Genomic DNA, 11922 nt, shown 5'->3' with positions numbered 1-11922 from the left:
ACCGAGACGGGTGGCTCGTATGACACAGCGGGATACCGGAACCACGGAGACCCCAGAAACCACACCCCCGGAGAAACCCGGGAAGACCGAGAACCACCGGCAGAACCTTCAGAATCGCCGGAACCGGCTGCGGATGAAGACCGCGCGGACCCCGCGTCCGGCGTCCGCACCCGTACAGCCCGACCCCCGGAGGGAGAACTCCCCGCCGAGGAGCCTCGGGAAGATCCCGGCGGACTCCGGACCCACGCCGACGGACTCCGGATCCGTACCGAAGAACAGCAGCAGCGCACCGGCCGGCCCCGGACCCACGGCGGCGGCGGACCACAGCGCCGCACCGGCCGGTACCGGAGCCGCAGCGGCCGGTCCCGGCACTGCCCCGCCCCCGCCGCCGCGCCCCGGCGGAAACCGCGACCACCAAGCGGAGGAGGAGGTGTCGGAGTCCGAACGCCTCCTCTTCGGCGGGCCCCTGCGCTACGAAGCCGGCTGGAGCACCCACGACGGCTCCTTCCTCGAACTGAATCTGCGCGCCATGATCGCCCGGATGCCGGGCCTGATCGCCGCCACCATCCGCCTCGCCCACCGCGCCGACCGGCGGGCGCTGCGGCAGGTCGCGGGCGCCGAGATCGGCGGCGGGATCGCCCAGGCCATGGGGCTGATCGCGGTCAACCAGGTCCTGGTGCACCTCCTCGGCGGCGGAGCGACCGTCGACAGACTGGTCGCCGCCGTACCGGCGCTGACCGTCGTCGCCGTCACGGCTGTGATCGGCGCGCTGCTGCGGTCCGCTTCCACGGCCGGGACCGGCCGGCTGGAACCGAAGGTGTTCCGGGTGGCGACCGAGGAGTATCTGGAGCGGGTCGCCCGGGTCGAACTGTCGGCCGTCGAGGACGAGCAGTTCCACAAACTGCTGGACTCGGCGCAGTGGGGCGCGGAATCGGCGCGCCGGATGATCCGGTTCTGTACGTCGGTGGTGAGCGCGAGCATCTCGCTGGCCGCCGCGGCCGGGGTGCTCACCGTCCTGCACCCGGCGCTGCTGCCGCTGCTGATGCTGATGACGCTGCCCAGCGCATGGAGTTCGCTGACGATCGCGCGCCGCCGGTACGTGTCGTTCCACACCTGGGTGCAGCACGCCAGGGCCGGTCAGCTCCTCGGCCGGCTGCTGATCGACGCCCAGGCGGCGCCGGAGGTCCGGGTCCACAACATCGGCCCGTTCCTGCTGCGGCACTTCCGGATGATGGCCGAGACCGGGGAGCGCGAGCAGACCCGGCTGGCCGGGCTCGCCGCCCGTACCGGACTGGTCGCCTCCGGCTGGACGGGGCTGGCCACCGCCGCCACCTACACCACCCTCGGACTGCTGCTGTGGACGGGCACGATGGACCTGGCGGTCGCGGGCACGGCGGTCATCGCGATCCGTACCGGCTCCTCCAATCTGGACGCGCTCGTGATCCAGCTCAACTACCTCTACGAGGAGAGCCTCTTCGTCTCCGATCTGGACACCCTCTGCAAGGAGGCCGACAAACGGCTGATCCCGGAGACCGGCCGCCCGCTGCCCGCGCAGCTCCGGTCCATCCGCTTCGAGGACGTCAGCTTCACCTACCCCGGCGACCAGGAGACCCCCGCACTGGACCGGGTCGACGTCACCATCCCCACCGGCCGGATCATCGCCCTGGTCGGCAACAACGGCAGCGGCAAGTCGACCCTGGCGAAGCTGCTGTGCGGGCTGTACGCACCCGACTCGGGCCGGGTGATGTGGGACGACGTCGACGCGACGGAGGCCGACCGGGCGGAGCTGTTCGACCGGATCGCGCTGGTCGCCCAGGACTTCTACCGGTGGCCCTTCACGGCCCGTATCAACGTCGCCATCGGCCGCGCCTCGGCCCCCCAGGACGACGCCCTGCTCGACGAGGCGGCGGCCTATGCGGGCGCCGACGAGACGGTCGAATCCCTCCCCCGCGGCTGGAACACCCTGCTGGCCCGGGGCTACCGCGGCGGCCACCAGATCTCCGGCGGCCAGTGGCAGCGCCTCGGCATCGCCCGCGCCCGGCACCGCGACGCCCGCATCCTGGTCGTCGACGAACCGACCAGTGCCCTGGACGCCGAGGCCGAACAGCGGGTCTTCGACCAGATCCGGAACATGGCGGCGGACGGCCAGACCGTCGTCCTGATCACCCACCGGCTGCACAGCGTCCGCCACGCCGACGTGATCTATGTGCTGGAACGCGGCCGGGTGGTGGAGGAAGGCTCCTTCACCGACCTGATGTCCCCGGACGCGGTGGGCACGTTCCGGAGGATGTACCGGGTCCAGTCGGAGCAGTACGCGTACGAGCCGGAGCCCGCGGAGCAGTAGCGGGTACGGCGGGCGGCCCGCGCACTCCCCCGGCGCGCGGGCCGCCTGCCCGGGGCGGAACTCCGGGCGGACGGGCGGGCGGTACGGCACGTCGATCCGGCTCCGCCGGGGGACCCGGGCCGCACCTGCTCCCGGATGCCGGTCTGCTCCCGGATACCGGTCAGGCCGTCTTGACCGTGCTGCCGTCGATGATGTGGTCGGCGCCGGTGATATTGCCGGCGACGTCCGAGAGGAGGAAGGCGATCAGGGCCGCGACTTCTTCCGGTTCGGTGATGCGGCCCGAGGTGATGCCGAAGGCCGGTGGCATCTGCTCCAGGAAGGCGGCGTGGTCCATTCCGGCTCGGGCCGCGACCTTGCCGCCGAAGCCGTCGGGGTCCGCCCAGACGGGGGTGCGGACCACTCCGGGGGACACGGTGTTCACCCGTACCCCCAGTGGTCCGAACTCCTCCGCCAGCGACTTGCCCAGCGCGGTGAGGGCCGCCTTGGCAGCGCTGTAGGCGACCGGGCCGGTGGTGGGCTGCCGGGCGCTGATGGACGAGACGTTGACGATCGACCCACGCCGCTCGATCAGGCTGGGCAGGGCGGCGCGGGTGGCGCGGACGGCACTGAGCAGGTTGAGGTCGAAGATCCGGGACCAGTGCCCGTCGTCGGTGTCGAGGAATCCGCAGGGGTCCATATCGTCCCCGGCGCCGACGTTGTTGACCAGCAGGTCGATGCCGCCGAGTGCGTCGAAGGCCTCGTCCATCAGGGCGGCGACGCCTTCGGCGGTGCTCAGGTCGGCCGACACGGTGTGCGCGCCGGTGTCCTTCAGTTCGGGGGTGAGGGTACGGGCGGCACCGACGACACGGACGCCCTCGGCGGTCAGGGCCCGGACGGTGGCGAGTCCGATGCCCCGTCCGGCACCGGTGACGACCGCCGTCTTCGCAGCGAGGTTGAGATCCACGGCACTCCGGTTCTCGAACGGCAGGTACGGGATGAGGGGTGGCGCTTCGGGCCGAGGCGGTATCGCAGTGGGTCACGGCAGGCACCACGGCAGACATCGCGTCGGCGTACTGCCGATCGTCCTGTCGGGCACGCGTACCGTCCATGGCGCATCGGGGGCGCATACCAGCGGTCGCGGGCTCGTAAATCCCCCTGCCGTGCGCTGCCGCCGTGCAGGCCCCGTCGTGTCGCCGACGCGGGCCGTCCCGCCGAGAGCCATGGACGGTACGGGAGAGGCGGGCGATGGAGTGAATCGCGGTCAGCGAGTTGACCGCCTACCGCCACTACGGGTGGTTTCAGCAGATACCAGCGGTTATTCGGATACCAAATGATCATGATGGCTCCGTTGCTTCGGCTCCGAAGCAACGCCCACTCGCCCCCTGCTGATTCGAGGAACGATGAAGCTCCGCCGCACCCTGTCGACGCTTGCCTCGGCCGCCGTCCTCGGCACCCTCTCCGCCGCCGTCCAGACGCCACCGGCCGCCGCCGCCTCCTTCGTGGTCAGCGAGGCCCAGTTCAACCAGATGTTCCCGAACCGGAACTCCTTCTACACCTACCAGGGCCTGACCGACGCCCTCGGCGCGTACCCGCAGTTCGCCAACTCCGGCAGCGAGGCCGTCCGCAAGCGCGAGGCCGCGGCCTTCCTCGCCAACGTCAGCCATGAGACGGGCGGTCTCAGGTACGTCGTCGAGCAGAACACCGCCAACTACCCGCACTACTGCGACCAGTCCCAGCCGTACGGCTGTCCCGCCGGGCAGTCCGCCTACTACGGGCGCGGGCCGCTGCAGCTGAGCTGGAACTTCAACTACAAGGCCGCCGGTGACGCCCTCGGCATCGACCTGCTGAACAACCCCTGGCAGGTCGAGCAGAACCCGGCGACCTCCTGGAAGACCGGGCTCTGGTTCTGGAACACCCAGTCCGGCGCCGGGACGATGACCCCGCACAACGCCATCGTCAACGGCAAGGGCTTCGGCGAGACCATCCGCAGCATCAACGGCGCCCTGGAGTGCGACGGCAAGAACCCCGACGAGCGCAACGACCGCATCAACCTCTTCAAGCAGTTCGTCGGCGTCCTCGGCACCGACGTCGGCGGCGGCAACATCTCCTGCTGAAGCTGCCCAAGCTGCCCAAGGGGAAAATCCGGCCGCCCGCGGCCTAACCCGCGCAGTCCAGCAGGATCCGCGCCAGATCGGCCGGCCGGGAGAACATCGGCCAGTGGCCCGTGTCCAGCTCGACCAGCCGCCACCGCTCACTCTTCAGCAGCTCCACCACGTCCGCGTTCGGCTCGGGGCCGTCCAGCAGGCATGTGATGTACGTCGCCGGAAGCTCCCCCAGCGGGCGGGGCAGCACGGCCGGATCGGCCAGGGACGCGCCCGGGTGCGGGGTCGAGCCCGTCACGAACCTGGTGACCTGGTCGTCGGTGAGGCCCTGGCCCTCGCAGTCGGCCGCGGTCAGGGGCGCCCAGAGGCCGCCGTTCTCCGCGAGGGCCGCCGCCAGCTTCGCCGGGCCCTCCCACCAGGTGGAGACGAACGACTCCCCGTCCGCCGGGACGTTCGCATCGACGAAGACCACCCGCGCCAGCCGGTCGCCGATCAGCTCGGCGGCCTGGCCGACCGGGATACCCGAGTAGCTGTGGCCGACCAGCACCACATCCCGCAGGTCGAGGCGCTCGATCTCGTCGACGATGTCCCGGACGTGGGTCTGCCGCCCCACCGGCACATCCTGCTTCTCGGCCAGGCCGGACAGGGTCAACGGGTGCACGCCGTGGCCCGCCCCGCGCAGCGCGGGCACCACCTCGTCCCATGCCCACGATCCGAGCCATGCGCCTGCCACCAGTACAAAATTAGCCATGGGCGCACAGTACGCACGGGGTCCGACAGCCCCCCGCAGACACCGCCGCCGTCCGCCCCGTCCGCCCCGTCCGCCCCGTCCGCCCTGCCCGCCCCGCGCGCCCCGCGCGCCCGGTCCGCGAGCAGCCCGTCTCCCGGTCATCCAGCGGGTGCGTCGACCGCGGTGTTCTGGCCCGCGACGATCTTCCAGCCGTCCGGCTGCTCGGAGATCACGTACAGCGTCGCTCCGTGCAGACCCTCCACCGGCTCGCCCGCTGCGTCGGTCGGGGTCTGCACCACATTCACCGCGATCACCCCCGGAGCCAGCTCCAGCAGCTTCACGATGTCGTAGCGCGCGTACGAGTCGCGCAGGAAGCTCTTCAGCGCCGGGCCGCTGAACTCCGCGATCGCCGCCCGGTCGTCCTGCCGCAGTCCCCGCGCGTTCGACCACGACGTACGCTCCGCGAACTGCTCGCTCAGCGCGACGGGGTCCTTCTCGTTGAAGGCCCGCTCCAGTGCCTTCACCACCCCGGCCACCGCCGCCCGAACCGACTCCGGCACCTCTCCTACGACAAGAACATCGCTGGTCATGACTGCTCCTTCGACAACCGGGCGCCGCCCGGGGCGCCGGTGGTCGGCGCCGATGAGAACAGTCCACAACCTCGACCAAACTTGAGGTCAAGGGGATCAAGGGGATCAAGGGGATCAAGGGCGTCCAGGGCCGGTCTTCGGCGCGGACGACGCCGGATGGACCGCGTCCGGGCCGAAGCGGGCGCGGGCGCGGTCCGCCGCCGCCTCCAGGCGGCGGGCCCGGTCGTCGGACGGATCGAAGGTCAGCTGGTGGGCGGCCCGGTCCTCCGGGGCGATGTCCTGCGCGCGCAGCGCGATACCGCGGACCCGGGCCCGCTGGAGCGCCAGCGCCCCGTACATCCGGTCCGCCTCCGCCGCCAGCGCCCGCGAATGCGCCGTCGGTTCGCGCAGGGCCCGGGTGCGGACCGTACTGGAACGGTCCGCGTAACCCACCGTCAGTACAAGCGCGCCCGCCGCCCGGTGCTCGCGCCGCAGCTTCCAGCCCAGCTCCTCCACGCACCCCAGCAGCGCCTGCCGGTGCCGTACGGGATCCAGCTCGTCGCGTGGGAACTCCCGGACCACGGTCACCGTCTCCGGCGGGGCGGCCGCGACCACCCTGGCCTGATCCGCACCCCGCGCGTACTCCTGGAGCCGCCGGGCCGCCGGACCGCCCAGGATCCGCTGGAGCGTCGCGGCCGGGACCCGCTGGAGGTCCCCGACGGTCACCAGGCCGTACGGCGCGAGCGTACGGACCGTCGCGGGGCCCGCGCCCGGCAGCACGGCCACCGGCAGCGGCGCCAGGTAGGCCACGATCTCCCCGGGCCCGGCCGGCGCGCAGCGGATCGCGTTCGGCGGGCCCGACTGGGCCGCGATCCGGGCGAGCAGCGGATTCGGGCCGACGCCGACCGTGCAGTCGATGCCGTGGACCGCCGCCACCCGCATCCGGACCAGCGCCGCAAGATCGCGGGCGTCCCGGTCGAAGTACCGCCGGGCCCCGGCCACATCGGCGAGCAGCGCGTCCGGCGGCAGCGCCTGCACCAGCGGGGTGACGCCGCCGACCAGGCCGACCAGCCTGCGGTAGACCGGCTCCGGATCACCGAGTCCGGCGACGGCCCGCAGCCCGAAGTGCACATAGAGGATCATGCCCGTCACCCCGCGCTTCCGCGGCTGGCGTGGTGGAGGGCGCGGCCGCCGACGAGCGGCACGCCCGGCGGGCGCAGATCCGCCCAGGCGTTCATCACATAGCCGGTGGGCTCGGTGAGGGTACGGCCCCGGCGCTGCCGGTCACCGTGACCGGGGCCCGGCTGCCGCCGGGTCAGCCGGTCCGCGACCGCCGCCGGGCCGCCGTCCCGGTGGAGTTCGATCAGCTCGGCCAGGTCCCAGGCCGCCTCGCCGGTGACACTGAGGCTGCCCGGCCGGTTGCGGGGGCGGGAGACCGTGCCGCGGACCAGCAGCAGCGCGCTGTGGAAGACCGTGGCCGCGCACCGGTCGTGGCTGTCCTCGAAGAAGGCCAGGTCGGACAGGCCGGTGGGATCGTCGAGGGTGGCGAAGACGACCCGCCGGCCGCCGCGGATCGGCGGTGTCTGGGTCGCCGTCTTCACTCCGGCGACCAGCACGGTGGTGCCGTGCGGCAGTTCGCCGAGCCGGGCGGCGGGCGTGGCGCCGATATCGGTGAGCAGGGCGCGGTGGTCGTCGAGGAGGTGGCGGGTGATGTCCATGTCGAGGACGTCGAGTTCGGCGGCGAGCTGATCCCAGTCGTCCATGGCGGGCAGCCCGCCGGTCCGCCCGGTGTCCGGGGCGGGGGAGGGGGAGGGAGTGAGGGAGGGGGCGGTGGTGACCGTCGGGGCCGGGGGCTCGCGTACGTCGGCAGAGGCGGCGACGGACTCGTCCCGCACGACCGCCGAGACCGAAGACGAGACCAAAGCGGATCCGTCCCGTACGACCGACGACACTGGAGCCGATCCGTCCCGTACAACCGACGAACCCGCCGGATCCGATCCGTCCCGCACGACCGACGAACCCACCGGAGCCGCGGTCCCCGCCGGAGCCCCGACCCCCGCCTCCTCCCCCAGCGGCAACTGCCCCGGGTCCAGCGCCGTCCGCCCCTGGCGGTGCAGTTCCGCGATCTCCAGCAGCAGTTCGCGCCGGCCGCCGCGGTCACCCGTGCCCAGCGCGTCCAGGGCGCCGACCCGGGCCAGGCGTTCGGCGACCGGGCGGCTCGGGTGGGCGCGGCGCCAGAAGTCGGTGAGGGAGACATAGGGATGGCCCGCGACGATCCGCGCGGTCTCCGCCTCGCTGATACCCCGGATATGGGCCAACCCCAGCCGTACACCCCATTTGTCAACCTTTCCGCCAGACACCAGTTCGATCCTGGTATCCGCGTGGGACCTGTTCACCTCCGGCAGCAGCACCGGCACCCCGCGCCGCCGGGCGTCCGCGACGAACACCCGCTTGTGGTACATCCCCGGATCGTGGGTGAGCAGCCCGGCGTAGAAGGCCGCCGCCCGGTGGGTCTTGAGCCACGCGGACTGGTACGTGGGCCGGGCGAAGGCCGCGCCGTGCCCCTTGCAGAAGCCGTACGCGCCGAACCCCTCCAGGACCTTCCAGACGTCCCGTACGACCTGCGCCGAGTAGCCGTGCTGCCGGGCCCGGTCGGCGAACCAGGCGCGCAGCCGCCCCTGCCGGTCGCGGTCGGAGAGGGCACGCCGGGCCTCGTCCGCCTGGCCGAGGTCGCAGCCGGTCATCGCCTTCATGATCCGGATGACCTGCTCGTGGAAGACGACCTGCCCGCCGGTCTCCGCGAGGATGTCCCGCAGATCGGCGTGCGGATAGCCGACCGCGGCCCGCCCGTCGCGCACGGCGATCAGCGGGTCGATCATATTGGCGGCGACCGGTCCCGGCCGGAAGAGGCTGATGTCGAGGGTGATGTCGTCGATCGTGCGCGGGCGCAGCCGCCGTACCAGATCGCGCTGGCCGGGCGATTCGATCTGGAAGCAGCCCATGGTCTGTGCGGAGCGGATGAGTTCGTACGTCGCCGGGTCGTCGAGCGGGACCTGTGCGGGGTCGTCGATGTCGAGGTGCTCGCCGGTGGCGCGTTCGATCTCGGCGACGGCGTGCGCGAGGGTGGACTGCATCCGGACACCGATGAGATCGGCCTTGATATGGCCGGTGTCCTCGACGTCCTCCTTGTCGAACTGGGCCATCGCGATGCCGTCGAGGGTGGTGGGGACGGTCGGGGTGCGGTCGAGCAGCCCGTCGTCGGAGATCAGCAGTCCGCAGGGGTGCATGGCCATACCGTGCGGCAGCCCGTCGAGCGCCTCGACGAGGGTCCACAGCCGGCCGTGGTCCTCGCCCGCGACCTCCCGCAGTTCGGGCAGTTCGCGCAGGGACGCCCGGACGTCCTTGGCCCGGATCTGGGGGAACGCCTTGGCCAGCCGCCGGGCCTCGTCGGGCTCGATACCGCGGGCGCGGGCGACGGCCTCGATGGCGCCGCGGGCGCGGTAGGTCTCATAGACCGCGAGGGTCGCCACCCGCTCACTGCCGAAACGTTTCAGCACCGCCTGGTAGACCTCCACGCGCCGGGCGCTCTCCACATCCAGGTCGATATCGGGCATGGCGGTGCGGTACGGGGAGAGGAAGCGCTCCATGACCAGCCCGTGTTCGACGGGGTCGACCGGGCTCATGTCCAGCAGATGGACGACGAGGGAGCCCACGCCGGAGCCACGCGCCGCGATCCGCACCCCCATGTCCTTCACCAGCCGGACGATCTCGGCCATGGTGAGGAAGTACCCGGCGAGGCCGAGGCCCGCGATGATCCGCAGCTCGCCCTCAAGACGGTCCCAGCGGTCGGGGTCGCGGTGGTGGCCGCGGTGCATCATGGCGCCGGCGCAGCGGGCCGCCAGCTCGCGGTCGGCCGAATCGCGGGTGGCACCGATGAGGTGCGGCTCGGGCAGATGGAGCCGGCCGAGGCCGAAGGCTTCGCCCGGGTCGACCACGCAGGCCGCGGCGGTCTCCCCGGTCGCGGCGAGCAGGGCGCGGGCCCGGCGGACGGCATCGGTACCACCGGCCGCCTCGGCGACGCGTTCGGCGATCCGCTCCATGTCACCGGCGTCCTTCAGCCAGCGTTCGCCGCCGTCGAGGGCGCTGCCGTCGCGGGCGTCGACGGGCACGAGCAGCCGCGCCGAGTCCAGGATGTCGGCGATCTCGCCCTGGCCGGGGTCGGCGTAGCGGACGGCGTTCGTCAGTACGGGGGTGATGCCCTGCTCCGCCGCGAAGCCGAGCAGCCGGGCGGCGAGCCGGAGCGACCCGGGGCCGGAGCCCGGACGGTCGTGGCAGGCGATCTCGATGCGCAGGGCGTCACCGAAGCGGTCGCGCCAGGGGCCGACGAGCCGGGCGGCCTGGTCGGGGCGGCCGCGGGCGAGGGCCCGGCCCGGTTCGGAGTCGGCGCCGAGCAGCACGAAGAGGCCGTCCCGGCCGGGACCGGCGGCCGCACGGTCGAGGGCCGCCCAGGCCGCCGCGTCGGACCCGGCGGACCAGGCCTCGCCCGTACCCGTGCCCTCGCCCTCGCCGGGGCCTGCGGCCGTGGAGCCCGCCGCGGAACCCGCCGCCGCGGACACCAGCCGGCACAGCGCCGCCCAGCCGGGCGCGCTGCGGGCGAGGAAGACGGCCCGCTGCCGGGGTTCGGCGACGAAGACGCCACCCTTCGCGGGTGTCCTGGTCCGGTGCGGGTCACCGACCCCGAAGGCGCCGGGCCGCGGTACGGCGGGAACCCCGAGGTCCACGCCGAACAGTGGCCGTACCCCGGCGGCGGCACAGGCCTTGGCGTGCCGTACCGCGCCCGCGAGGCTGTCCCGGTCGGTCAGCGCGAGCGCGTCGAGTCCGCGTTCGGCGGCGCGGCGGGCCAGGTCGTGAACATGGCTGGCGCCGTAGCGGAGGGAGTAGCCCGAGGCGGTACGGAGATGCGTAAAGGACATCCGTACCTCCTCTCACCAGCCACAACTCTCCCTCCCATATCGGTGGGGCCCACGATAGACCTTTTCGAAGAAATGTTCGAAGACGATCGTCCGAATGGGGTGAAAGTCCTGCTATCAACCATATGTGGTGAAAAGCAATAAACACGGATAATCCGGAGCGCCGGGACCCGGCCGGGGCGCGGCGGGGGCGCGAACGCCGACGGCTACCCCGGGCCCGAGACCTGGCGGCGGAGGTTGGCGACGGCGAAGTTCTTGACATCGGTGCTCATGGAGACGGCGACCTCGCCGGAAGGGAGTCGGGCGGAGACCAGCCGGCGACCAGCAGGAACCGGCAGGGGACTGGAGATGGTCCGGGCCGGAGAGAACGGAACGCTGCACCGACAGAAGATCACGATGCGGCGGCCGCCGGGAACCCCCGGCCCCGTGGCGGCCCGGGGGTTCCCGCCGTACGCCGGTCCGGCAGGCTGGCGAATTGCAAAAACCTGCAATCCGCTGGATGCTGGACCGTCGGATCGGCTGTGCCCGCAGCCGACGCCTGGCCACGGGCACAACCGCCTTATGCCGCAACGCCGTACCGAACCGAAACGCCGAATCGGGAGCTGCTGCCGAACCGGCCGTACGAGGGGATCCGAGAACCGTGTCGCTCCCCGGGCTGGCCGAACTCCGGACCCTGCCCCGCCGTCTCGTCCTCACCCTCCCCACCACGGGCCAGTCCGTCCGCACCGCCCGCGAGACCGCCGAACAGGCCCTGGTGGAGTGGCGGATCGGGCTCCGCCACCCGGTCGCCGACCCGGCCCTGCTGATCCTCACCGAACTGGTCGCCAACAGCGTCCGGCACGCGGCGGACCTCTCCCCCACCCTCACGGTCATCCTCGGGGCGGGCCCGGACAGCTTCGCCTTCGGCGTCCACGACCGGCACCCGGACCGGCCCGGTCTCGGCACCCTCCGCCCGGCCGCCGAACCGGCCCCCGGCAGCGGGCTGGCGACGGTCATGGAGCTGACCCTCGGTCTCGGCGGCACCGCGTCCGTCCTCCCCGACGAAGCGGGCAGCGGCAAAACGGTCTGGATCACGCTCCCTCTCTGAAGCTCCCCTCCGGCAGTCGCCCGGCGGCGCACGTGCCGAACGGGCGACGACGTGCCGCCCCGCCCACGGACCCGGGGCCATGCCCGATGATGAGCGCATGGCGAAGAGTTCTCAGGGGACGCGATTCACGGTGCTCACGGT

General features: G+C 72.5%; 9 protein-coding genes. 3 read left to right on the top strand and 6 right to left on the bottom strand.

The features are described from left to right. Positions 1-108: 108 nt before the first annotated feature. Positions 109-309, bottom strand: coding sequence for a hypothetical protein (locus ACIQ9E_RS10320; protein ID WP_403704911.1), 201 nt, complete (start codon positions 307-309; stop codon positions 109-111). Between the two features lie 220 nt (positions 310-529). Between ACIQ9E_RS10320 and ACIQ9E_RS10315 the strand changes: the two genes are divergently transcribed. Beyond that, a complete protein-coding gene (locus ACIQ9E_RS10315; protein ID WP_403705230.1) occupies positions 530-2344 on the top strand; it encodes an ABC transporter ATP-binding protein in 1815 nt (604 codons plus the stop codon). 160 nt (positions 2345-2504) lie between these two features. On the opposite strand, the gene ACIQ9E_RS10310 is transcribed toward ACIQ9E_RS10315, so the two are convergent. Next, positions 2505-3287 carry an oxidoreductase gene (locus tag ACIQ9E_RS10310; RefSeq protein WP_403704908.1) on the bottom strand — a complete coding sequence of 261 codons (783 nt, stop codon included), beginning with the start codon at positions 3285-3287 and terminating at the stop codon, positions 2505-2507. 436 nt (positions 3288-3723) lie between these two features. On the opposite strand from ACIQ9E_RS10310, the gene ACIQ9E_RS10305 reads away from it, so the two are divergent. Further along, the gene (locus ACIQ9E_RS10305; RefSeq protein WP_403704905.1) at positions 3724-4437 is read left to right on the top strand and encodes a chitinase; all 714 of its coding nucleotides are present in this window, start codon (positions 3724-3726) and stop codon (positions 4435-4437) included. Positions 4438-4480: 43 nt separating this feature from the next. Here the strand turns inward: ACIQ9E_RS10305 and ACIQ9E_RS10300 are convergent, their stop codons facing one another. The 4 genes from ACIQ9E_RS10300 to ACIQ9E_RS10285 form a co-directional block, all read right to left on the bottom strand. After that, positions 4481-5176 (bottom strand): alpha/beta fold hydrolase, encoded by a 696-nt coding sequence (locus ACIQ9E_RS10300; protein ID WP_403704903.1) that lies wholly within the window; start codon positions 5174-5176, stop codon positions 4481-4483. 137 nt (positions 5177-5313) lie between these two features. Next, positions 5314-5745, bottom strand: coding sequence for an SgcJ/EcaC family oxidoreductase (locus ACIQ9E_RS10295; RefSeq protein WP_403704900.1), 432 nt, complete (start codon positions 5743-5745; stop codon positions 5314-5316). Positions 5746-5859: 114 nt separating this feature from the next. Next, a complete protein-coding gene (locus tag ACIQ9E_RS10290; RefSeq protein WP_403704899.1) occupies positions 5860-6876 on the bottom strand; it encodes a DNA polymerase thumb domain-containing protein in 1017 nt (338 codons plus the stop codon). Beyond that, positions 6873-10697, bottom strand: coding sequence for a DNA polymerase III subunit alpha (locus ACIQ9E_RS10285; RefSeq protein WP_403704896.1), 3825 nt, complete (start codon positions 10695-10697; stop codon positions 6873-6875). Before ACIQ9E_RS10285 ends, ACIQ9E_RS10290 begins: the two co-directional genes overlap by 4 nt. A 637-nt stretch (positions 10698-11334) precedes the next feature. Here ACIQ9E_RS10285 and ACIQ9E_RS10280 point away from each other — a divergent pair. Further along, complete coding sequence (locus ACIQ9E_RS10280) at positions 11335-11781, top strand: ATP-binding protein (protein WP_403704893.1); 447 nt, start codon at positions 11335-11337, stop codon at positions 11779-11781. Positions 11782-11922: the final 141 nt, after the last annotated feature.

It is taken from the genome of Streptomyces sp. NPDC094448 (assembly GCF_044763775.1).
Classification (GTDB): domain Bacteria; phylum Actinomycetota; class Actinomycetes; order Streptomycetales; family Streptomycetaceae; genus Streptomyces.
The sequence above is the reverse complement of the archived record's forward strand: the minus strand, read 5'-3'. Positions and strand labels throughout refer to the sequence as shown.

Bases quoted from the DNA above. Each gene is read 5' to 3' on its own strand.
- ACIQ9E_RS10315 (WP_403705230.1), top strand. From the start codon at position 530: ATGATCGCCCGGATGCCGGGCCTGATCGCCGCCACCATCCGCCTCGCC.
- ACIQ9E_RS10305 (WP_403704905.1), top strand. From the start codon at position 3,724: ATGAAGCTCCGCCGCACCCTGTCGACGCTTGCCTCGGCCGCCGTCCTC.
- ACIQ9E_RS10300 (WP_403704903.1), bottom strand. From the start codon at position 5,176: ATGGCTAATTTTGTACTGGTGGCAGGCGCATGGCTCGGATCGTGGGCA.
- ACIQ9E_RS10295 (WP_403704900.1), bottom strand. From the start codon at position 5,745: ATGACCAGCGATGTTCTTGTCGTAGGAGAGGTGCCGGAGTCGGTTCGG.
- ACIQ9E_RS10285 (WP_403704896.1), bottom strand. From the start codon at position 10,697: ATGTCCTTTACGCATCTCCGTACCGCCTCGGGCTACTCCCTCCGCTAC.